The sequence below is a fragment of the Streptomyces sp. NPDC127117 genome, from assembly GCF_042677325.1.
GTDB lineage: Bacteria > Actinomycetota > Actinomycetes > Streptomycetales > Streptomycetaceae > Streptomyces.
This window is the reverse complement of record NZ_JBHXTM010000021.1, coordinates 1-19,688: the sequence shown is the minus strand read 5'-3', so window position 1 is coordinate 19,688 and position 19,688 is coordinate 1. Positions and strand designations below refer to the sequence as shown.

Annotated in this window: 22 protein-coding genes and 1 pseudogene; 13 read left to right on the top strand and 10 right to left on the bottom strand. The window is 70.0% G+C overall.

Annotated elements, in window-relative coordinates:
* The first annotated feature begins 180 nt into the window (after positions 1 to 180).
* The 5 genes and pseudogenes from ACFVH0_RS19790 to ACFVH0_RS19770 all read left to right on the top strand — a co-directional run bounded on the left by ACFVH0_RS19790 (position 181) and on the right by ACFVH0_RS19770 (position 2,636).
* Positions 181 to 387, top strand: coding sequence for a hypothetical protein (locus ACFVH0_RS19790; RefSeq protein ID WP_266689880.1), 207 nt, complete (start codon positions 181 to 183; stop codon positions 385 to 387).
* Positions 371 to 895, top strand: coding sequence for a DUF6879 family protein (locus ACFVH0_RS19785; protein ID WP_266689881.1), 525 nt, complete (start codon positions 371 to 373; stop codon positions 893 to 895). Before ACFVH0_RS19790 ends, ACFVH0_RS19785 begins: the two co-directional genes overlap by 17 nt.
* Positions 879 to 1,713 (top strand): annotated as a pseudogene (locus tag ACFVH0_RS19780) (Scr1 family TA system antitoxin-like transcriptional regulator). Before ACFVH0_RS19785 ends, ACFVH0_RS19780 begins: the two are co-directional and overlap by 17 nt.
* A gap of 141 nt (positions 1,714 to 1,854) precedes the next feature.
* Positions 1,855 to 2,085 (top strand): DUF397 domain-containing protein, encoded by a 231-nt coding sequence (locus tag ACFVH0_RS19775; RefSeq protein WP_266689883.1) that lies wholly within the window; start codon positions 1,855 to 1,857, stop codon positions 2,083 to 2,085.
* A gap of 83 nt (positions 2,086 to 2,168) precedes the next feature.
* Positions 2,169 to 2,636, top strand: a complete 468-nt coding sequence (locus ACFVH0_RS19770) for a hypothetical protein (RefSeq protein WP_385698498.1) — start codon at positions 2,169 to 2,171, stop codon at positions 2,634 to 2,636.
* 6 nt (positions 2,637 to 2,642) lie between these two features.
* Here the strand turns inward: ACFVH0_RS19770 and ACFVH0_RS19765 are convergent, their stop codons facing one another.
* Entirely contained in the window at positions 2,643 to 3,125 is a 483-nt protein-coding gene (locus ACFVH0_RS19765) for an ATP-binding protein (RefSeq protein ID WP_385821812.1), read from the bottom strand.
* A gap of 249 nt (positions 3,126 to 3,374) precedes the next feature.
* Between ACFVH0_RS19765 and ACFVH0_RS19760 the strand changes: the two genes are divergently transcribed.
* Positions 3,375 to 4,265 carry a helix-turn-helix transcriptional regulator gene (locus tag ACFVH0_RS19760; protein ID WP_361998329.1) on the top strand — a complete coding sequence of 297 codons (891 nt, stop codon included), beginning with the start codon at positions 3,375 to 3,377 and terminating at the stop codon, positions 4,263 to 4,265.
* Positions 4,262 to 4,444, top strand: a complete 183-nt coding sequence (locus ACFVH0_RS19755; RefSeq protein WP_385821810.1) for a DUF397 domain-containing protein — start codon at positions 4,262 to 4,264, stop codon at positions 4,442 to 4,444. The genes ACFVH0_RS19760 and ACFVH0_RS19755 overlap by 4 nt, the downstream gene beginning before the upstream one ends.
* Positions 4,445 to 4,523: 79 nt before the next feature.
* On the opposite strand, the gene ACFVH0_RS19750 is transcribed toward ACFVH0_RS19755, so the two are convergent.
* Both ACFVH0_RS19750 and ACFVH0_RS19745 read right to left on the bottom strand, forming a co-directional pair.
* Complete coding sequence (locus ACFVH0_RS19750) at positions 4,524 to 4,916, bottom strand: SgcJ/EcaC family oxidoreductase (protein ID WP_385821808.1); 393 nt, start codon at positions 4,914 to 4,916, stop codon at positions 4,524 to 4,526.
* Positions 4,917 to 5,018: 102 nt separating this feature from the next.
* Positions 5,019 to 5,183: a hypothetical protein gene (locus ACFVH0_RS19745; RefSeq protein ID WP_350979510.1), complete on the bottom strand. Its 165-nt coding sequence runs from the start codon at positions 5,181 to 5,183 to the stop codon at positions 5,019 to 5,021.
* A gap of 230 nt (positions 5,184 to 5,413) precedes the next feature.
* Here ACFVH0_RS19745 and ACFVH0_RS19740 point away from each other — a divergent pair, with 230 nt between their 5' ends.
* Both ACFVH0_RS19740 and ACFVH0_RS19735 read left to right on the top strand, forming a co-directional pair.
* A complete protein-coding gene (locus tag ACFVH0_RS19740; RefSeq protein ID WP_385821806.1) occupies positions 5,414 to 5,848 on the top strand; it encodes a VOC family protein in 435 nt (144 codons plus the stop codon).
* A 12-nt stretch (positions 5,849 to 5,860) separates the two neighbouring features.
* Positions 5,861 to 6,463 (top strand): hypothetical protein, encoded by a 603-nt coding sequence (locus tag ACFVH0_RS19735; protein ID WP_385821804.1) that lies wholly within the window; start codon positions 5,861 to 5,863, stop codon positions 6,461 to 6,463.
* Between the two features lie 59 nt (positions 6,464 to 6,522).
* Here ACFVH0_RS19735 and ACFVH0_RS19730 read toward each other — a convergent pair whose 3' ends face one another.
* Positions 6,523 to 7,422, bottom strand: coding sequence for a D-alanyl-D-alanine carboxypeptidase family protein (locus tag ACFVH0_RS19730; protein ID WP_385821802.1), 900 nt, complete (start codon positions 7,420 to 7,422; stop codon positions 6,523 to 6,525).
* A 212-nt stretch (positions 7,423 to 7,634) separates the two neighbouring features.
* Here ACFVH0_RS19730 and ACFVH0_RS19725 point away from each other — a divergent pair, with 212 nt between their 5' ends.
* Positions 7,635 to 8,342: a GntR family transcriptional regulator gene (locus ACFVH0_RS19725; RefSeq protein WP_385821800.1), complete on the top strand. Its 708-nt coding sequence runs from the start codon at positions 7,635 to 7,637 to the stop codon at positions 8,340 to 8,342.
* Positions 8,339 to 9,649 carry an MFS transporter gene (locus ACFVH0_RS19720; RefSeq protein WP_350979515.1) on the top strand — a complete coding sequence of 437 codons (1,311 nt, stop codon included), beginning with the start codon at positions 8,339 to 8,341 and terminating at the stop codon, positions 9,647 to 9,649. Before ACFVH0_RS19725 ends, ACFVH0_RS19720 begins: the two co-directional genes overlap by 4 nt.
* 66 nt (positions 9,650 to 9,715) lie before the next feature.
* On the opposite strand, the gene ACFVH0_RS19715 is transcribed toward ACFVH0_RS19720, so the two are convergent.
* On the bottom strand, positions 9,716 to 10,540 hold the full coding sequence (locus ACFVH0_RS19715) for a maleylpyruvate isomerase family mycothiol-dependent enzyme (protein ID WP_385821798.1): 825 nt from the start codon (positions 10,538 to 10,540) through the stop codon (positions 9,716 to 9,718).
* A 184-nt stretch (positions 10,541 to 10,724) separates the two neighbouring features.
* On the opposite strand from ACFVH0_RS19715, the gene ACFVH0_RS19710 reads away from it, so the two are divergent.
* Entirely contained in the window at positions 10,725 to 11,516 is a 792-nt protein-coding gene (locus ACFVH0_RS19710) for a carbon-nitrogen family hydrolase (RefSeq protein ID WP_385821796.1), read from the top strand.
* Between the two features lie 39 nt (positions 11,517 to 11,555).
* On the opposite strand, the gene ACFVH0_RS19705 is transcribed toward ACFVH0_RS19710, so the two are convergent.
* Positions 11,556 to 12,047 (bottom strand): LURP-one-related/scramblase family protein, encoded by a 492-nt coding sequence (locus ACFVH0_RS19705; protein WP_385821795.1) that lies wholly within the window; start codon positions 12,045 to 12,047, stop codon positions 11,556 to 11,558.
* A gap of 64 nt (positions 12,048 to 12,111) precedes the next feature.
* Between ACFVH0_RS19705 and ACFVH0_RS19700 the strand changes: the two genes are divergently transcribed.
* A complete protein-coding gene (locus ACFVH0_RS19700) occupies positions 12,112 to 13,938 on the top strand; it encodes an NHL domain-containing thioredoxin family protein (RefSeq protein WP_385821793.1) in 1,827 nt (608 codons plus the stop codon).
* Positions 13,939 to 13,971: 33 nt separating this feature from the next.
* Here the strand turns inward: ACFVH0_RS19700 and ACFVH0_RS19695 are convergent, their stop codons facing one another.
* From ACFVH0_RS19695 to ACFVH0_RS19680, 4 genes are all read right to left on the bottom strand, one after another.
* Positions 13,972 to 16,980: a BTAD domain-containing putative transcriptional regulator gene (locus ACFVH0_RS19695; RefSeq protein ID WP_385821791.1), complete on the bottom strand. Its 3,009-nt coding sequence runs from the start codon at positions 16,978 to 16,980 to the stop codon at positions 13,972 to 13,974.
* Between the two features lie 141 nt (positions 16,981 to 17,121).
* On the bottom strand, positions 17,122 to 17,343 hold the full coding sequence (locus ACFVH0_RS19690) for a DUF6458 family protein (RefSeq protein WP_385821789.1): 222 nt from the start codon (positions 17,341 to 17,343) through the stop codon (positions 17,122 to 17,124).
* Between the two features lie 103 nt (positions 17,344 to 17,446).
* A complete protein-coding gene (locus ACFVH0_RS19685) occupies positions 17,447 to 18,745 on the bottom strand; it encodes a M18 family aminopeptidase (RefSeq protein WP_385821787.1) in 1,299 nt (432 codons plus the stop codon).
* 61 nt (positions 18,746 to 18,806) lie between these two features.
* Positions 18,807 to 19,484 carry a hypothetical protein gene (locus ACFVH0_RS19680; RefSeq protein WP_385821785.1) on the bottom strand — a complete coding sequence of 226 codons (678 nt, stop codon included), beginning with the start codon at positions 19,482 to 19,484 and terminating at the stop codon, positions 18,807 to 18,809.
* Positions 19,485 to 19,688: the final 204 nt, after the last annotated feature.

Below are 19,688 nucleotides of genomic sequence, written 5' to 3'. Positions count from 1 at the left end.
ATGTGGTTGGAATCGGGGTAACCGATCACGGATGTCCTCCGCAGGCGCACGAGGTCATCCACCATGATCTTTATGCGAGTACGCGCATAAGGTGCCTCTGTACGTAGACGTCCCTTCTGCCCCGCCGTAGCGTCGTGGCGACCGGCCCGCAGGGGGCCAGGGCAAGGGGGCTCGACAGCTATGGCACGCGAGGAACTGACCCGGCTCACCGGTAACGGAAATGGCACCTGCGGCGACGAGGACTGTCCGAACGTCTACCGGACGTCGAGCGGCACACTGGTCGTTCAGGGAAGCGTCTCCGAGGCGTTCGTGCCGCCGACCGGAGAGGCCCTGGTAGAGATTCCGGAAGAAGTGCTGAAGGAGGCCGTACGTGCTCTTGGATGGTGACGAGTGGCGTCGGCGGTTCACGGAGATCAAGCGAGAGGCATGGCGGCTTGAGGCGTTGCCGCAGTACCTCGTAGCGCACGAGGCAGAAGAGTTCGCAGCCTTTCGTGAGGGTCGGCCGATCGCCCCGTACTCGACTTCCTCGTACACGGAACGCGTCTCCCGTCAGCGCGCCGAGGGGAAGCGAAACGGGCGGGTGCACATCGTCACGCAGCCGCTCTCCGACTACCTGCGATTCGAGTTCTCCCGTTACTACGAGGTGCACAGTCGGGTGGGGGATGACATCCGGATTCTCGATGTGACGAACCGGGCCAATCCCCTCGGCAAGGTTCAAGACTTCTGGATTTTCGACCAGGCAGAAGTCGTCCTCATGAACTACGAGGTGGACGGGAGCCAGATCAGCCGTGAGGTGTTCGAGGGTGATGTTTCCTCGTTCATCGAATACCAGCGGGTCGCGATAGCCGAGTCGGTCCCTTTCGAGGAGTACGTGAACGGTGGCCTTCGAGCCTGACCGGCTTGACCAGTCCGGTCTGGAACTGGCGGCCATGCTCAAGCATCTGCGCAAGCAAGCCGGACTCTCGGGAGTCCGGCTTGCTGTGCGTTGCAATATTTCTCAGTCCAAAATCAGCAGGATCGAAGGGAACAAGATCCGGCCGTCCTTGGTGGACGTTGAGCAGATCCTGATGGGAATCGGAGCTTCCCCCGTCGTGGCAGCTGAAGTGATGGCCATGGCTCGGATAGCCCAGACGGAATGGCAGGACCGGAAAGCTCTGCATCGGAAGGGGCTGGACAAGAAGCAACTTGAGCTGGCCGGGTTGGAGGCCGCGACCAGTGAGTTCCGGCACTTCCTGCTGTCCATGAACACGGGCCTGCCGGCCATGCCGGAGTACATCGGGGAGAGCATCGCCCACGCTCCACCGGCGCAACAGGCCAAGGCGATCGGTATGAAGCTGAACCGGCAGTCCGTGCTGTTCGACCGAGCCAAGCGCTTCACGTTTCTCCTCACCGAGCAGGCCGTCAGATATCCGCTGCTGCCGATGGACGCGATGGCCATTCAGATCGACCGGCTGGCCTCGCTCGCCCTGCAAAAAAATATCCGGGTTGGTGTCCTGCCCATGCGGGTAAAGTTCAGCAACGCTCCATTGAGTACGTTCACCGTTTACGACGACCGCTTGGCGACCATTGAGACGGACCTTGGTGCAGCCGTCTTTCGTAACCCCAAGGATGTTCGTTCGCTCCTCGACCGGTTTACCGGTCGAGACACATGCCCTCTTCGGGGACGATGCGCGAGTGCTATTGGCCAAATGGGCCTGGTCATTCCGTCAGTGATCTTTATTCGGTAACGCGAATAAAGCTGGAGATTCATCATCGGCAGTCCGATGATGAATCCATGCCGACCGGGCCGAATAGTTACAGGCAGAGGGTGGTCGGCATATCTACCCGTCGCTGATCGCGTAGAAAGGCATACCCATGTCCGAAACAGACCTGTACAGCCTGCCCGTCGAGGAAGTCACGTTCCGCAAGGCGTGCGGAGGCAACACGCATCCGGACGGAGAGTCCTGCGCCACGCTGGCGAAGATCGGCCCCGACGCATGGGCGCTGGGCGACAGCAAGCGGCCCGGTGCGGAGCCGCTGAGGTTCACCACTGCCGAACTGAACGCGGCCGGCGTCGACCCGACCCGCTTCACCATCTCGGCCTGAGCGGCCCGCCCCTGCCGGCTGGCGATCTCTGCGCACCCGGAAGAGCGGAGATCGCCTTCAACTGCGCGGAAAAGGAGGAGCAGTTGCACTATCACGGCTACGTATGGACCGGTGCCAAGCAGCGCTTCGACGATGAGGCCCTGAGACGGCCTCCTCATCCTGATCCGCCCTCGGCGGACGGCAAGCCGGAGTTGGCTCAGCGGTACAAGGAAGTGAAGGCGGAGTTTCCCGTTGTGGACCTCCCGCCGCTCGAAACGGCGTACTGGCTCATCAAGCCACGGGAGTTGGTACGCGGAACCTGGGGGCAGCCGAGGGAGGCAGCGGAATGGTTCGGGGAACGGCTCACCGAGCACGCACCCCGGTTCGTCTCCGATTCGGACCGCGAGGGTGCGCGCATGGCGATATTGGTCAACTCCGCCTCTGACCGGATCGGTTGGGGTGGGGACGTGTCACACGGGTTCTACCTGGAGCGGCCTTCGTTCTTGTCTCTGGCTCTGGTGTGCTGTTCTTCGAATCGGGCCATGCCGGGACTGGAGTGCCCGTTGCGGTAGGCCGACTCAGCTACAAGGTGGGCCCGCGCGAACGGCTTCGCGCGGGCCCCTCGGCATGTCCGGCCCCTGTCGCAGGTCGAGTTCGGCGAACACGGTCTTCCCGACGGTGCGCGGCTCGACGCCCCAGCGGTCCGCGATCCGCTCGACGATCAGCAGCCCCCGCCCGTAGCACTCGTCGCCCGCGGCCTCGCGCAGCCCGGGCAGCCGCTCACCGCGCGGGTCACTGACCGCGATACGGAGTGCGGTCGCGGTGAGCGTGAGGTGCACGCGGAAGAGCCGCCCCCGGATGGCGCCGTGCAGTAACGCGTTGGTCGCCAACTCGCTGACCAGCAAGGCCGCGTCGCCGGCCAGCCCCGGATACCCCCACTCCCGTACGAGCCGCGCGGTACGGCGCCGGGAGAAGGTGACGCTGCGGGCGGTCGGCGTGAAGTCGAGTCCGTCCTCGCGGAGGACGGGTTCGGGGACGGAGATCTGTTCGGCTGCGGTCATGGGCGCGTGCCTCCGTGGGTGCGGGCGGTGGCGATGCCGCGCCTGCGGGGCGCCGGTTCCGGCGCGGGGCAGGGCGGTGCACTTCCGCCGGTTTCGGCTCCGCTGTGCGAGCGGCTACGCGCCGAACGTAGTGCCGCGAGCATCCAGGACTCAAGTCTCTGGGAGATATATTCCCCGTACGAGCTAGTGGCCTCGCGATTGTTGGGCATGCTGCGACACTTGCGGGGTTCACAGGGACGGGAGGTCCGCATGCAGGCAATGGGCAAGAGGGCGAACGGCAACCGAGTCTCCACCGTTCTCGGTCGGCGCCTCGGTGGGGAGCTTCAAGGCCTGCGGGTCGCGGCGGGCAAGACTCAGCGCCAGGCGGCTGAAGCGCTCAGCGCGACTCCGACGAAGGTCGTGAAGATGGAGAGCGGGTGGGTTCCGATGCGGGATCCGGACATCGCGGCGCTCTGCACCTTGTACGGAGTCAGCGAGCCAAGGATTCTTGCCCACTTGCTGGAGTTGGCGAAGACCGATCGCGAGAGACGCAAGGTCAAGGGGTGGTGGAACGAGACTCCGACGCTCGCGACGCAGGTTGAGTACATCGCGATGGAGGATGCCGCTGTCAAGGTGCGGCAGTGGCAGATGGCCCTCATCCCCGGCCTGTTCCAGACTGCTGAGTACACGCGAGCCATGGGCGTGGCTGACATGTCATGGGACGATATCGACAGGATCGAGGACGTTGTCGCGGGCAGGACGAAGCGCCAGGCCAGGCTGTACGGTGACGCACCCCTGCGGATTCATGCTGTCATCTGGGAAGCTGCATTCCGTCAACTGATGGGCGGGCCTTCGGTGATGGCGCGCCAGCTTGAGCACCTGTGCGGCTTGGCCGAACTTCCGAATGTGCACATTCAGGTACTGCCGTTCCGCGCCGGTGGCCATCCCTGCATCGGCGGCCCCTTCAACGTTCTGTCATTCGGCGAGGATGAGGCGGTGGATGTCGTGCACATGGATACCCCACGGTCCACCATCTGGGTCGAGGACGCGGACGAGAGCCAGGTATTTGTCAGCCTCTTCAACCAGGCTTCCCGGATGAGCCTGTCGCCCTACGACTCGATCCAGTTCATCGACAGCATCGCGAAGGAAATGAGTAAGTGACTGCGTTTCGCTTCTGCAAGTCCAGCTACAGCGCGACATCCAGCGAGTGCGTCGAAGTCGCCCGCAACCTCCCCCACACCGTCGCCGTCCGCGACTCCAAGCGCCCCGACGGCCCGCTTCTCGTGCTCGCTCCCGCCGCGTGGGCCAGCTTCACGGCGGACCTGCGCCGGCAACCGTAGGCGCGGCGGTGGGACGGCGAGGGCGGGGAGGGTGCCTGCGACATCCTCCGCGCCGTCGCCGTCCGTGACTTCGAGCTGTCTATTCGGCCCACACCGCCGTGTTCTGGCAGGCGTGCAGCAGCCACCTTCCGTCATCCTGCTTCGTCATGACGTAGAGCGGAGCGCCTTCCGTTTCGCCCTCCGGTGAGTGGTAGAGCTGCCGAACCTTCACGGCCGCCACGTCGGGCCGCAGGAATTGCGTGTGCACTGCCTCGTAGGTGATCTCCCCCTCCCAGCTGGCCGCGGGCAGCACGGTGCGGGTGAACTCGGCGATCGCGTCGAAGCCGATCAGGACCTTGCCGTGGCCGGTCGTCCAGAGGGCGTCGGGGTGGAAGAGCGCGAGGAAGCCCTCGACGTCCTTGGCACGCTGAGCGCGCTCCACGGTGGCGACGACCTGTTCGATGGCTTCGATGTCTGCGGTTTCGGTGTTCATGCGGATCACTCTGGGATCTCAAGCGGACTTGAGGTCAAGGCCCGGCTGCGAGATTGTTCGGGCCGGGCTGGTCCGGTCGTCGGACCGACCTGGCCGGGCCGGCTAACGCTCCGACTCCATCGCCCTCCCCGGCACCAGCAGGGCGAGCGTGCTGCGCGCCTCACGTCGCAGTGTGCGACGCCGGGCGAAGGTCGCGGTGAGGGCGAGGACGGAGACCGTGCCCCCGTAGAACACGGCGGCAATCGTGGAGAGGAGCCCGACAGACACCGGGCACGCACCTTTCTTCCCCCGCTCGGCCCGCCCGGCTCAGAGCCCGGGGCGGGCGTTGATGCGTTTCGTCTCCATCGTACGAATGCCGTCAACTCCCCTTGCCTCGCAGGGGCCGCTCGCGCTGCTGCTCACCGCCCTGGAGGCCGTCGTGCTGCTGGTCAACGTGCGGATATCCAGCGGTGGTTAATGGGAGGAGGCCCGCTGCAGGCCGCTGTTAGGGTGACCGAATGGCATCGGTGAGGAAGATCCAGATCACTTTCGACTGCGCGGACCCCGAGCGCGTCGCCCGTTTCTGGTGCGAGGTGCTGGGGTATGTCGCGCCCCCGCCGCCGGAGGGATTCGACTCCTGGGACGCCTACAACGAATCGCTGCCGCCCGAGGAGCGCGGTGCGTGGTTCGCGTGCTCCGATCCCACGGGTGAGGGCCCGCGCATGTACTTCCAGCGCGTCCCCGAAGGCAAGGTCGCCAAGAACAGGGTGCACGTCGATGTGCGGGCCGGTACCGGGCTCGTGGGCGCGGAGCGACTGGCGGTGCTTGAGGCCGAACGCGATCGGCTGGTGGCGCTCGGCGCGGTGTGCACGAAGGTGCTGTATGCCGACGAGGACAACGAGTCGTGCATCAACATGCAGGACATCGAGGGCAACGAGTTCTGCCTCGACTGAGCATCTCCGCCCATGGCGCCTCCCGGTTCTCGTACGAGAACGACCGATGTGTGGCTGCTGCCCGAGGACGAGCGGGTCGTCGGGCAGCGCATCGGTGATGTCCTGCCCCGGTCCGGCTGGCTGTGCAGTCAGCCGGGACCGAAGGGTCTTCACGAGGTGCACCTGCATCCCTCGCTCGTCGAGGCCCTGGATTGCGGTGGCCGCCAGGCGTTCCTGCTGCTGCCGGAGGGGGCCGGGGCGCCCGAGGACGTCCTGGTGGCCGAGGGGGCTGTCTCCCGTTCCGATCTTTCGCGCTCCGCCGTGCTGCAGTTCCTGTGCTCGCGCCGGTTTCGGGACGGTGCGGGCGAAGCCCTCGAAGCAGGCCGCCTCGCGGTGCGCTGGGACGAACCGGAGGTCGGGCCGGAGCGGCATCGGCTCCTGACCGATCAGACGCGTCTGGCCTGGCGGGCCCTCCGGTCGGCGACCCGGCCGGCCAGTGTCGAGGCCGCGCACGGCGGGCGGGTTTCCGGCATGAGGATCGGCCCTGCGGCGTACGACCTCGTGACCGGCACCGGGATGCCGCTGACCCGGGGCGGCTCCCAACGGCTGCGGCTGGCTGGAGCAGCAGTGCGGTAACGGAGAGGGGCCCCGCGTGGTGCGGGGCCCCTCTGCGTGTGCTGCCGTGGCCGGCGGGACTACTTCTTGAAGGAGTAGTCCATGATCTTCTTCATGTCCGCGGAGCGGTTGGCCGCCGACGTGGAGGCGAGCACCGTGCCGATGACCGTCTTGCTGCCGCGGGTCGCGGCGAAGACCAGGCAGTACTTGGCCGACGGGCCGGAGCCGGTCTTGATGCCGATGGCGCCGCTGTAGCTGCTGAGCATGGTGTTGGTGTTGGACCACGACATGTACCGGTAGCCGCCGGACTTCGTGGTGACCTTCTGCTTGGTCGACTTGGTCTTGACGACGGTGCGGAAGGTGGAGCTCTTCATCGCGCTGCTGGCGAGCTTGGTCAGGTCGCGCGGCGTCGAGTAGTTGGAGCCGTTCCCTATGCCGTCGAACGAGTCGAAGTGGGTGTTCTTCAACCCGAGGGACTTGGCCTGGGCGTTCATCTTGCCGATGAACGACTTCACGCGGGCCGCGCGGGTGGAGCCGGAGCCGAACTTGTCGGCCAGGGCGTAGGCGGCGTCGCAGCCGGACGGCAGCATCAGGCCGTACAGCAGCTGGCGGACCGTGACCTTGTCGCCCACGATGAGGCGGGCCGACGAGGCGCCCTTGGAGACGATGTAGTCGCTGTACGCCTTCTGGATCGTGACCTTGGAATCCAGGTTCAGGTTCTTCTGCGACAGCACCACCTTCGCCGTCATGATCTTGGTGGTGGAGCCGGTGGAACGACGGGTGTCCGCGGTCTTGGCGAACAGGGACTTCGCGGTTCCGTTGTTCATCACGTATCCGCCGGCGGCGGTGATCTTGGGGTTGGGCAGCGTGGCGGCCTGCGCGGTGGAGGCGAACGCGCTGCCCGCGATGACGGCGCCTGCCGTCAGCGCCACGGTGGCAGTGGCGGTGGCGCGGCTTATACCCTTAATGCCGATTTTCAACTTGAATGCTCCAAATGCCCCTGGAATGCGGCCACATGAAGGTGCCGCTCGGTGGTGAGACTCACGAGAGCGGGGGATGGATGTACTGATTCCTGGGGCAATTTCGGGTCTACGGGTGATTCCGGCCAGGGGTGTGGGGTGGTGCCGGTGGGTGCCCGTCCGGATGCCGGACCGGTTTCGTCATGCACGCATCTTGTATCTATGCTGTGCGCATGCCTGCCGCACCCCCAGCCGTGAAGCCTGTCGCGAAGTCGTCCGCCAAGCCCTCCGTGAAGTCCGCCGTGAAGCAGCCGCCCGCCGCCGAGCGCGTATACGTCCACATCAAGGAGGCGGTCCTGGACCGCCGTTACGAGGGCGGCACGCTCCTGACCGAAGGTGATCTCGCGGAGGCCGTCGGGGTCTCCCGTACGCCCGTGCGCGAGGCGCTGCTGCGGCTGGAGGTCGAGGGGCTGATCAAGCTGTACCCGAAGAAGGGCGCCCTCGTCCTCGCCGTCTCCGCGCAGGAGATCGCGGATGTGGTGGAGACCCGGCTGCTGGTCGAGGAGTTCGCGGCCCGCAAGGCCGTGCCCGCCTCCGCGCAGCTGATCGGCCGGCTCGAAGAGCTCCTGGAGGAGCAGCGGCAGCTGGCCGAGGCCGGGGACCTGGCGGCGGTGTCCGTGAAGGACCGCTGCTTCCACGCCGAGATCGTGCGCAACGCGGGCAACGACATCCTCTCGCGCCTCTACGACCAGCTGCGCGACCGGCAGTTGCGGATGGGCGTCGCCGTGATGGAGGCGCACCCGGGGCGGATCGCCGCCAACATCACCGAGCACGGTGAGCTGCTGGAGGCGATCAGGGCCGGGGACGCGGACGGTGCCGCGCAGGTCGTGCGGCGCCACGTCGGCCGGGTCAAGGTGCTGGTCAGGGGTGAGGACCGGTGAGTTCTGCCGCCGCACCCACCCTGTCCCTGCCCGGCGATCCACCCGGCGGCCGGCGTGCCGCGTGGGTCTGGGGCATCGGCGTCGCCGTCTACTTCGTCGCCATCATCTTCCGCACCAGCCTGGGCGTCGCCGGGCTCGACGCCGCCGACCGGTTCGACGTCAACGCCTCCGCGCTCTCCACGTTCTCCATCCTTCAGCTGCTGGTCTACGCGGGCATGCAGATACCCGTCGGCCTGATGGTCGACCGGCTCGGCACCAAGAAGGTCCTCACCCTCGGGGCCGTACTGTTCACCCTCGGACAGCTCGGCTTCGCGCTCTCCCCCTCGTACGGCATGGCGCTGGCGTCCAGGGCGCTGCTCGGCTGTGGTGACGCGATGACGTTCATCAGCGTGCTGCGGCTCGGTGCCCGCTGGTTCCCGGCCCGGCGCGGCCCGCTGATCGGGCAGGTCGCCGCCCTCTTCGGGATGGCGGGCAACCTCGTCTCGACGCTCTTCATCGCACGGGCCCTGCACGGATTCGGCTGGACCACCACGTTCGCCGGCAGCTCCGTCGCCGGGGTCGTCGTCCTCGTTCTGCTGCTGCTGTTCCTGAAGGACCACCCCGAGGGCCATGAGCCGCCGCCCGCGGAGCACGCGGGCGCCGCCTATGTGCGCAAGCAGATCGCCGCGTCCTGGCGGGAGCCCGGCACCCGGCTCGGCATGTGGGTGCACTTCACCACGCAGTTCCCGGCCATGGTGTTCCTGCTGCTGTGGGGGCTGCCGTTCCTCGTCGAGGCGCAGGGGCTCAGCCGGTCCACCGCCGGTGAGCTGCTCACCCTGGTGGTGCTCTCCAACATGGCGTTCGGGCTGGTCTACGGGCAGATCATCGCCCGCCACCACGCGGCCCGCGCCCCGCTGGCCCTCGGCACGGTCGCGGTGACGGCGCTGCTCTGGGCGTCGGCCATCTTCTACCCGGGCGACCATGCGCCGATGTGGCTGCTGATCGTGCTGTGTGTGGTGCTCGGCGCCTGTGGTCCGGCCTCGATGATCGGCTTCGACTTCGCCCGACCGGCCAACCCGCCGGAGCGCCAGGGCACCGCGTCGGGCATCGTCAACATGGGCGGCTTCATCGCCTCGATGACCACGCTGTTCGCCGTCGGTGTGCTCCTGGACGCGACCGGAGACAACTACCGGATCGCGTTCGCCTCGGTCTTCGTGCTGGAGGCGCTCGGCGTCGTACAGATCCTGCGGCTGCACTCCAGGGCCACGCACCGCGAGCGGGACCACCACGTGGTCAGCCGGGTGGAGGCCGTGCACGTACCCGCGTGAGCGCGGCTCGCGCCGGGCCGGCGGCGCGCCCGTCCTCAGCTGCGACGGGCGCCGCCGGTCATGGCGTCACGGCGTCACGGCGAAGTTGTGCAGGATCGCCGTCGCCAGGTCCTGGTCGCCCTCGACCTTGACCCGGTCCGCGACCGCTCCCGCGCGCACCCGCCCGCAGGCGAGGAGGAAGTACGTCTCCCAGTCCATCGCCAGCGTCACCACGGGCCCCAGCGACGGCGAGCCGTCCACCGAACCCCGGCCCTCCGAGTCGACCCTGACGGTGCGCAGGAACTCCAGCGGCCCGTGCACATCGAGCACGATCGCCGAATTCGCCGGCGCTCCGGCGTCCTTGGCGACCACCTTCGGCAGCGCCTCCAGCAGGGTGTCCCGGACGACGGTCGCGCCGGGGGAGTCCAGATTGCCGGGCCTGCCCAGCGTCGCGCGCAGGTCCTGCTCGTGCACCCAGACGTCGAAGACGCGCATCCGCAGCGCCAGTTCGAGGGTCTGCTCGGCGCCGAGCGGCGCGCGGACCATGGTCTCGGGGTCACGTGTCTCGTTGCGGAGCTGACGCGCCCGGCGGATGATCGTGTACTCCAGCTCGGAGGTCATCTCCGGCGCGGTGTGGTGCCGCCGCACATCGACCTGCATCTCCATGTAGCGGGCGAAGTCGCTCTGTACGTGGTAGAGGTCGCGGGGCAGGGAGTGGATCGGGCGCGGGTCGCCGAGCTGCTCGCACTCCATGCCGATGACGTGCGAGACGATGTCACGCACCGACCAGGCGGGGCACGGCGTACGGCGGTTCCACTCTCCCTCGGCGAGCGGCTTCACCAGCTCGGCTATCGACTCGATGGAGTGGGTCCAGGCATCGGCGTAGTTCTGGAGGCTGGGATGGACGGTCACGGGACCCCTCGTGCGGTTCTGCGGTGCATGGGCTGGAGAGCTGGGCGCGGGCGGCGGTCTGCGGGCGGCGGTCTGCGTGGGAGGCTCGGTCGCTAAGTTACGCTGCGAGCAGGCACCCCGGCAGTGCTTTCGTGTGACGATCGTAGGCCCGTGTTGACGGCTCGAATGCCAGGACGGTGGTAGTGTGCGCGCCTCCCTCATCCAGATCGCAGTAGACCCGGACGAATCCGTCAAGGCCCGCAGGCAGCGCGCGGCTTCGCTGATCGCCGCCCGGCGCGACGCGGACCTGGTGGTCCTTCCCGAGCTCTGGCCGGTCGGTGCCTTCGCGTACACCGCCTTCGAGGACGAGGCCGAACCGCTCCAGGGGCCCACCCACGACATCATGGCGAAGGCCGCCGCCGACGCCGGGGTCTGGCTGCACGCGGGCTCCTTCGTCGAGCGCGCCGCCGACGGCACCCTCTACAACACCTCGCTGGTCTTCACGCCCGAGGGCGAGCGGGCCGCCACGTACCGCAAGATCCACCGCTTCGGCTTCGACAAGGGCGAGGCGGTCATGATGGGCGCCGGCGAGGAGCTGGTGACGGTCGCCCTGCCGCAGACCACGCTCGGCCTCGCCACCTGCTACGACCTGCGCTTCCCGGAGATGTTCCGCGGCCTGGTCGACGCGGGCGCCGAGACACTGATCGTCTCCGCGGGCTGGCCCGAGCGGCGCCGCGCCCACTGGACGCTGCTCGCCCGGGCCCGCGCGGTCGAGAACCAGTCGTACGTCCTGGCCGTCGCCTCCGCGGGCACCCACGCCGGGGTCGAGCAGTCCGGGCACAGCATCGTCGTCGACCCGTGGGGTGAGGTGCTCGCGGAGGCGGGCGCGGCCGAGGAGGTGCTCGACGTGGAGTTCGACCCGGCGAGGGTGGCGACGACCCGTGAGCAGTTCCCGGCCCTCAAGGACCGCCGCCTGGGGCTGAACCCGCCCACCTAGGGCATGACCGGCTGTTTCACGTGAAACAGCGCCGACGGCTCAGTCGTCGTGCTCCTTCTCCGCGAGCACGATGACGCAGACCGATACGGCGATGAGCAGCGCCGCGTCGGCGTCCTCCCGTACGACGTCGATGCCGTAGGTGTCCCGGACGGTCAGCCGGCGCCGGGAGATCTGGGCCAGCAGCTCCCCGTCGTAGTCGATGGCGAATTCGCGGTCCAGGATCTTGCCGCTGACATCTAGTTCGGTGCCGTCGGACAGCGTGACCCGGTAGTGGTTGCGCAGCAGTGACAGCCGCTTGCGCTTGATCCTGGCGAGCTGTTCGCCGTCCCGCTCGATGAGCATCGTGTCGCGCAGGCTGAGCAGCTTCTGCCGGATCTCGACCAGGATGCGGCCCTGTGCGTCCTTCAGCTCGAAGGTGTCCCGCACCCGCATGGCCTTGCCGTCGACGAGGAAAACCTTGCGGCCGTCCACGTCCTCGATCCAGTAGTCGTCACCGACGGCGAAGAGCCGTTCACGCACCAGGAATCTCATGGCTCACAGGTTCCCCGAGGTCCCTGCGGAATGCGTGGACGCCACGGTGATGTTGACTGTTCACATGGCAACACGTGCGCGCGTAAGGGCCCCCGAGCTGGTCGGCAAGGGCGGCTGGCTCAATACAGGCGACGAGCAGTACACCCTCGCTGACCTGCGAGGACGCATTGTGGTCCTGGATTTTTGGACCTTCTGCTGTGTGAACTGTCTGCATGTCCTCGATGAGCTGCGCGAGCTGGAGGAGAAGCACCGCGACACCCTGGTGATCATCGGGGTGCACTCGCCGAAGTTCGTCCACGAGGCCGAGCACCAGGCCGTCGTCGACGCCGTCGAGCGGTACGAGGTCCACCACCCGGTCCTCGACGATCCGGAGCTGGCGACCTGGAAGCAGTACGCCGTAAGGGCCTGGCCGACGCTCGTCGTCATCGACCCCGAGGGCTATGTCGTCGCCCAGCACGCCGGCGAGGGCCATGCGCACGCCATCGCGAAGCTGGTCGAGGAGCTGGAGGCCGAGCACGCGGCGAAGGGCACCCTGCGCCGCGGCGACGGCCCCTATGTCGCGCCCGAACCGGTCGCCACACATCTGCGCTTCCCCGGCAAGGCGCTGCTCCTGCCGGACGGCGGCTTCCTCGTCTCCGACACCACCCGTCACCGGCTGGTCGAGCTCGGACCCGACGGCGAGACGGTCCGCCGCCACATCGGGGCGGGCGAGCGGGGGTTCGGCGACGGCGGGCCCGAGGAGGCCCGGTTCTCCGAGCCCCAGGGTCTCGCCGTGCTGCCGGACGGCCGGATCGCGGTCGCGGACACCGTCAACCACGCCATCCGCGCCTTCGACCCCGCGACCGCGGAGACGACGACACTGGCCGGCACCGGCCGCCAGTGGTGGCAGGGCTCGCCGACGTCCGGGCCGGCCCGCGAGGTCGACCTCTCCTCCCCCTGGGACGTCGCCTGGTTCGCGGACCGGCTGTGGATCGCCATGGCGGGCGTGCACCAGCTGTGGACGTACGACCCCGCGACGCGGACCGTCGAGGTCGCCGCGGGCACGACCAACGAGGGCCTGGTCGACGGGCCGGCCGACGAGGCCTGGTTCGCCCAGCCGTCCGGGCTGGCCGCCTCCGCCGATGGCGAGCGGCTCTGGGTCGCCGACTCGGAGACGTCCTCCGTGCGCTACGTCGAGCGCGAGGGGGACGGCTTCGCCGTCCGCACGGCCGTGGGCACCGGGCTCTTCGACTTCGGGCACCGCGACGGCGCCGCCGGACAGGCCCTTTTCCAGCACCCGCTGGGGGTGACCGCGCTGCCCGACGGGTCGGTCGCCGTCTGCGACACGTACAACCACGCGCTGCGGCGCTACGACCCCGCGAGCGGTGAGGTCACCACCCTGGCCACGGATCTGCGCGAGCCCAGCGACGCCGTGCTGGTCGACGGCGATCTCGTCGTCGTCGAGTCCGCCCGGCACCGGCTGACCCGGCTGCGCCTCCCCGAAGAGGCAGTACGGGTCGCCGACCGGGCGCACCGCACGCAGCGGGCGGCCACCGAGATCTCCCCGGGCACGCTCCGGCTCGATGTGGTCTTCCAGGCGCCCGCGGGGCAGAAGCTCGACACCCGGTACGGTCCCTCGACCCGGCTGCTGGTCTCCGCGACCCCGCCGGAGCTGCTGGCGGAGGGTGCGGGGCCGGGGACGGATCTGTTCCGTGACCTGGTGCTGGCCGACGACGTCACCGAGGGCGTCCTGCATGTGTCCGCGATGGCGGCGTCCTGCGACGACGACCCGGCGAACGAGTACCCGGCCTGCCACGTCCACCAGCAGGACTGGGGCGTCCCGGTCCGCGTGGTCGACCGGGGAGCGTCCCGGCTGCCGCTGGTGCTGGCCGGAATGGACGAGCAGGCATGAGGGCCGAGCCCTTCCGGCCCCGCCCGGGAGGGCTCAGCCGTTGTCGGTGAGCCGGCGGACCGCCTGTTCGTACCGCTTGCGGTACTCCGGTTCCGCCGTCACCCGCAGCAGCGCCTGGAGGGCCCGTACCGCGCCCTCGTCGTAACCGGTGCGCTCCGCCTCCTCGGCCGCCCGGTCCAGCAGCCGGATCCCGTCGTGCTCCTCGCCGAGCGCCAGCCGGGCCTCGCCGCTGGTGGTCAGCAGCAGCACCCTGCGGGCGATCTCCTCGTGCTCCGGCCCCAGGTCGAGTGCGGTCCGGGCGGATTCGAGGGCCTCGTGCGGCCGGTTCGCGGTGAGCTGCATCCGCGCGAGGTGCTGGAGCGCCAGCATCTCGGTGTGCGCGTCCTGTTCCTCCCGGGCCAGCTCGACGGCCCGCCCGCAGTCCTCCAGCGCCGTGTCGAGCTCCCCCTGCTCGGCCTGGACGACGGCGAGGTTGATCAGCGCGGTCGCCTCGCCGAGCCGGTCGCCGGCCTGCCGGGCCAGCACCGGTGAGCGCTCCAGCAGGGCGACGGCCTCGGCGGTCCGGCCCTCCTCGGTCAGCACCCAGCCCAGCAGGTTGAGCACCCGAGACTCGGCGTACGCGTCGTCGTGGGCGCGGGCGGAGTCCAGCGCCAGTTCCAGCAGCGGGGACCAGCTGTCCCGCACCCGCCACACCACCTGGGGCCACTGGAGCAGGATGATCCGCCACGCCCGGTCGTGGAATCCGGCGGTCCGGGCCGCCACGGCGGCCAGGGCGAGATCGTCGCGCTCGGTCGCCAGCCAGTGCATCGCCGCCGACCGGTCCACGAAGTCCCGTACGGCGACGGGGCGGTGGTAGTCCTCCGGCAGGACGAAGCAGGGCTCGCCGCCGGGCTCGGCCGTGTCGGCGGCGGCGAGCGCGGTGGCGATGTAGTGGTCGAGCACCCCGATGAGCGCGTCGGGCCCGCCCTCGGGGTCCATGCCGTGGGCGTAGAGGCGCACCAGGTCGTGAAGTATCCAGCGCCCGGGGCCCGTCTCGGTGACGAGGTGGGCGGCGGCGAGCCGCTCCAGCGCCGCCGTGGCGACGACCGGGTCGGTACCGGCCAGCGCGGCCGCCGTGTACGGGTCGAAGTGGCTGCCGGGGTGGTGGCCGAGCCGGGCGAGCTGGTGGACGGCGTCCTGCGGCAGTTGCTGCACGGTCAGCCGCAGGGCGGCCGAGACACCGGTGTCGTCCACGTCGAGGAAGGTCAGCCGGCTGCGCTCGTCGGCCAGTTCGTCCGCGAGACCGGCCAGCGTCCACGTCGGCCGCCCGGCCAGCCGGGCCGCGGTGACCCGCAGCGCGAGCGGCAGCCCGCCGCAGAGTTCGGCGAGCCGACGGGCCGCGACCGGTTCCGCGAGCACCCGGTCCTCGCCGAGCACACCGGCCAGCAGGGCGGTGCTGTCCGGCGGTTCGAGCACGTCGAGCGGTACGGGGCGGGCCGCGTCCGAGGCGATGAGGCCCTCCAGCCGGTGCCGGCTGGTGACCAGCGTGACGCAGTCGGTGCCGCCCGGCAGCAGCGGCCGGACGGTGGCGGAGTGGCGGGCGTTGTCGAGCACGACGAGCAGTCGGCGCCGGTCGGTCAGCGAGCGGAAGAGCGCGGCCGCGGCCGCGACGGACTCCGGTACGCGGCGGGGCGCGACACCGAGCGCCAGCAGGAACTCGCGCAGCACGTCGATGAGCGCGGGCTCGCCGGTGTCGCTGAACCCGCGCAGATCGGCGAAGAGCCGCCCGTCCGGGAAGGCGGCCTGATTGCGGTGCGCCCACTGGAGGGCCAGCGCGGTCTTGCCCACTCCGGCCGGTCCGGTGACCAGACAGACGGGCGCCTCGCCCGCCGCGGCCCGGCTCAGCGCGGCCAGTTCGGCGGTCCGCCCCTGGAAGCCGCGGGGTGCGCGGGGCAGCAGATCGGTGGGATGAGGCTCGCCCGCGAGGGACGGCACGGGGAGCGGGCGGGACGGCGCGGTGCTGGGGGCGCCGCCTGTGACGTCGCCGGCGCTGCCGCTTGTGACGTAGCCCGTACCGTTGCCGGGATTGCCGGTATTGGCGGGCCGGTCGGACGGGCGCTCGGACGGGCGGTCGGCCGGTCCGGCCGCGGTCCCGTCGTCCGGCCCCGTCCGCCGGTCCGCCGCCGGACGGGCCGCGGGCACCGGCCCGGCGCCGCTGCCGGCCGTGCTGCCGGAGCCGCCGCCCGTCCGGAGCGGGCCGCGTGTTGCCGTCCCGTGGCCTTCGGCTGCGTTCCGTCCGCTCTCCCGGCCGGTGCCGGGCCCGGGGTCGCCGCGCAGGATCAGTGCGTACGCGTCGGCCAGTTCGTGTCCCGGGTCGATGCCCAGCTCATCGGCGAGCAGCCGCCGTGTGCGGTGGAACCAGTCCAGCGCCTCCGACTGGCGCCCCGCCCGGTACAGCGCCGTCATCAGCGCCGCCGCCAGCGACTCCCGCATCGGGTGCGCGACGGCCTCCGCGCGCAGCACCGCCGCCGCCCGGTTGTGCTCCCCCAGCTCCGCGTAGGCGTGCGCCAGTTGCTCGACCGTCGCCAGCCTCGACTCCTCCAGCGAGTGCGCGGCGGCCTGGAGCGGCCGTCCGGTGAACGCGCCGCTGAGCGCCGGGCCCTGCCACAGGGACAGCGCCTCCTTGAGCATCAGTACCGCGTCGGCGGGGCTGCGCTGCCCCCGCGCCAGCGTCAGCAGCTCCTCGAACCGCTGCGAGTCCAGCAGGGTCTCCGGCAGCCGCAGCAGATACGCGTCGCCGAGCGTGACCAGCTCCACCCCGTACGCCTCCGCGTCCGCGCCCACCAGCAGGGCGCGCAGCCGGGACACATGGCCCTGGATGACGCTGCGGGCGTGCAGCGGTGGTGTGTCGTCCCACAGGGAGTCCGTCAGCCTGGAGATGGAGACGGGGGTGTTGGCGGACAGCAGCAGCGCTGCGAGCAGGCTGCGGCGCTTGGCGGGACCGAGCGGCAGCGGCCCGGTGAACGTGTCGACGGAGACGGTGCCGAGCAGCCGGAACTCCACGAGGGGCTTCCCTTCCGGGCAGGATGCGCCCGGAGTCGGGCACGGGAAAGTCCCAGGATATCGGGGGTGCCGTGGAGTCGACGACGGGTCACGCCGGTCGACGACGGGTCACGCCGGTCGCGACCCGGCGGGCGCCGCGGGTCAGGGGTAGCGGCGCTCGTCCTCGGACACGACCGTGGTGCTGGGCGGTACGACCATCCGGCGGCGCCGGGCGATGCTTGAGTAGACGACGACCCCGACGATGCCGACGATCATCATGATCCAGCCGACCAGGTCGACGTTGACGGTGTCCATTTTCCAGTCGGTGGCGAAGGCCAGTATCGCCCCGGCTCCGATGAGGATGATGCATCCTCCGAGTCCCATGAATCCCGCCTCCTAGACGGCCCGGCGGCTCCGGACCGGTGTACGGATCGCGTACCCGGCCCGGCGCCGACCATGCCCGGGGGGACGGCCGGGGCGAGGCGGCTCAGCCGGCCAGGAACGACGCCAACGCGTTGGCCAGCAGATACGGGTCGTCCGCCCCGCACAGCTCACGGGCGCTGTGCATCGACAGGATCGCGACGCCGATGTCCACGGTCTGGATGCCGTGGCGGGCGGCGGTGATCGGGCCGATCGTGGTGCCGCACGGCATCGAGTTGTTGGAGACGAACGTCTGCCACGGCACGCCCGCCTTCTCGCACGCCTCCGCGAACACGGCCCGGCCGCTGCCGTCGGTCGCGTACCGCATGTTGACGTTGACCTTGAGGATCGGTCCGCCGTTGGCCACCGGGTGGTGGGTCGGGTCGTGGCGCTCGGCGTAGTTGGGGTGGACCGCGTGACCGGTGTCGGAGGAGAGGCAGACGGTCCCGGCGAAGGCCCGCGCACGGTCCTCGTAGGTGCCGCCGCGGGCGAAGACGGAACGCTCCAGGACCGTGCCGAGCAGCGGCCCGTCGGCGCCGGTGTCGGACTGCGAGCCGTTCTCCTCGTGGTCGAAGGCGGCCATGACGGGGATGTACGGAAGGTCCTCGTCGGGCTGTCCGGCGACGGCGGCGAGCGCGGCGGTCGCCGCGTGCACGGAGAGCAGGTTGTCCATCCGGGGCCCGGCCAGCAGCTCGCGGTCCCGGCCCAGGTAGGCGGGCGGCTCGACGGCGTGCGGCATCAGGTCCCAGCCGGTCACGTCCTCGGCGTCGACACCCGCCTCCTCGGCGACGAACCGGATCAGGTCGCCCTCCTCGACGTCCCCGAGCCCCCAGATCGGCTGCATGTGCTTCTGCCGGTCGAGCTTGAGACCGTCGGGGTTGGCCGACCGGTCCAGGTGCACGGCCAGCTGCGGTACGCGCAGCAGCGGCCGGTCGATGTTCACCAGCCGGTGCGTGCCGTCGCACAGCGAGATCCGGCCCGCGAGGCCGAGGTCCCGGTCGAGCCAGGTGTTGAGCAGCGTCCCGCCGTAGATCTCCACGGCGACCTGCCGCCAGCCGTACGCCCCGGTGTCGGGCATCGGCTTGACCCGCAGGTTCGGCGAGTCGGTGTGCGCCCCGACGATCCGGAACGGGGTGTGCGCCGAGGCGCCCTCCGGCACGTACCAGGCCACGATCGCACCGCCGCGCAGGAGGTATTTCCCGCCGCTGGTCCCGTCCCAGGCCGCGGTCTCCTCGACCTGCCGGAATCCGGCCTTCTCCAGCCGGCCGGCCGCGGTGGCCACGGCGTGGTACTGGGAGGGGGAGGCCATCAGGAAGGCCATCAGATCGTCGGTGTGCCCGCGGTCGAAGCGGAGGGAGGAACTCATGTTCCTCACTGTAACGAGACCGGACCGGGCGCCCTCACCGCCGTCGCGCCGGGCCGTCCGCTCAGCTCCCCGGCAGTGCCGCCGAGGGCTTCTCGCCGCTCTGGGCCTGCTGCGCCCGCTCGGCGAACATGGCCGCGAACGCCTTGACGTCCTTGTCGGGGACGACCGCCTTGCCCGTGGTGCCGGTGCTGATGCCGAGGACGGTCGTGCCGACCCGGACCTGCGCGATCGTGGCCGGTCCGGCCATGGTGCCGACCGCCGCACGGTTGGCCTCGCGCTCGGCGCCGGGGCTGCCGATCTCCACCTTCTCGGCGTTCTGGCCGACCCGGTCCCCGCCGTACCACTTGATCAGGACGTCGTACGCGGCGTCCGCGGCCTTCTCGTCCTTGTAGGCGAGGGTCCAGAAGTTGAGCGTGGTCGCGTCCGCCTTGCGCACGAAGGCCGCGGTACCCCAGGACGTGACCGGGGCGCAGGCCGTCTCCCGCTGCTCCTTCGTCCTGGCCACGCAGACCGGCGGCGGGTACTCGGGAACCGGCTTCTGGGCCTCCGGCTTCATGTAGTTCCGCCAGCCAGGCACGGCCTTCGCGTCCGGCAGCACCGAGGCGACCTGCCCCTTGTCGAGCGCCGCCGCCTCGGCGTCGCTTCCCCCGCCGCAGCCCGCGAGCAGCAGCGCCACCGCCCCGACCGCCACGAGCCGTCCCCGCGCCGCCCGCGTACTCGCGAAACCCTTGTCACCCATGAGTGAACCCGCCCCCTCCGGTCATCGAACGTCCGATCCTAGAGCGGCCCGGTGGCGTGGGGCAGAGCCAGGCCCACAGCCGGTCGACGGCGCCCGGAACGACAGCACCGCCGCCCGGAGCGTCTCCGGGCGGCGGTGCTGTCGATGAAGCGGCGGTGGTTTCGATGTATTCGGGAATGGCGAGAACGCGGCCTCGGCCAGCGC

Bases quoted from the DNA above. Each gene is read 5' to 3' on its own strand.
- ACFVH0_RS19790 (WP_266689880.1), top strand. From the start codon at position 181: ATGGCACGCGAGGAACTGACCCGGCTCACCGGTAACGGAAATGGCACC.
- ACFVH0_RS19775 (WP_266689883.1), top strand. From the start codon at position 1,855: ATGTCCGAAACAGACCTGTACAGCCTGCCCGTCGAGGAAGTCACGTTC.
- ACFVH0_RS19765 (WP_385821812.1), bottom strand. From the start codon at position 3,125: ATGACCGCAGCCGAACAGATCTCCGTCCCCGAACCCGTCCTCCGCGAG.
- ACFVH0_RS19760 (WP_361998329.1), top strand. From the start codon at position 3,375: ATGCAGGCAATGGGCAAGAGGGCGAACGGCAACCGAGTCTCCACCGTT.
- ACFVH0_RS19750 (WP_385821808.1), bottom strand. From the start codon at position 4,916: ATGAACACCGAAACCGCAGACATCGAAGCCATCGAACAGGTCGTCGCC.
- ACFVH0_RS19740 (WP_385821806.1), top strand. From the start codon at position 5,414: ATGGCATCGGTGAGGAAGATCCAGATCACTTTCGACTGCGCGGACCCC.
- ACFVH0_RS19735 (WP_385821804.1), top strand. From the start codon at position 5,861: ATGGCGCCTCCCGGTTCTCGTACGAGAACGACCGATGTGTGGCTGCTG.
- ACFVH0_RS19725 (WP_385821800.1), top strand. From the start codon at position 7,635: ATGCCTGCCGCACCCCCAGCCGTGAAGCCTGTCGCGAAGTCGTCCGCC.
- ACFVH0_RS19705 (WP_385821795.1), bottom strand. From the start codon at position 12,047: ATGAGATTCCTGGTGCGTGAACGGCTCTTCGCCGTCGGTGACGACTAC.
- ACFVH0_RS19700 (WP_385821793.1), top strand. From the start codon at position 12,112: ATGGCAACACGTGCGCGCGTAAGGGCCCCCGAGCTGGTCGGCAAGGGC.
- ACFVH0_RS19690 (WP_385821789.1), bottom strand. From the start codon at position 17,343: ATGGGACTCGGAGGATGCATCATCCTCATCGGAGCCGGGGCGATACTG.
- ACFVH0_RS19685 (WP_385821787.1), bottom strand. From the start codon at position 18,745: ATGAGTTCCTCCCTCCGCTTCGACCGCGGGCACACCGACGATCTGATG.
- ACFVH0_RS19680 (WP_385821785.1), bottom strand. From the start codon at position 19,484: ATGGGTGACAAGGGTTTCGCGAGTACGCGGGCGGCGCGGGGACGGCTC.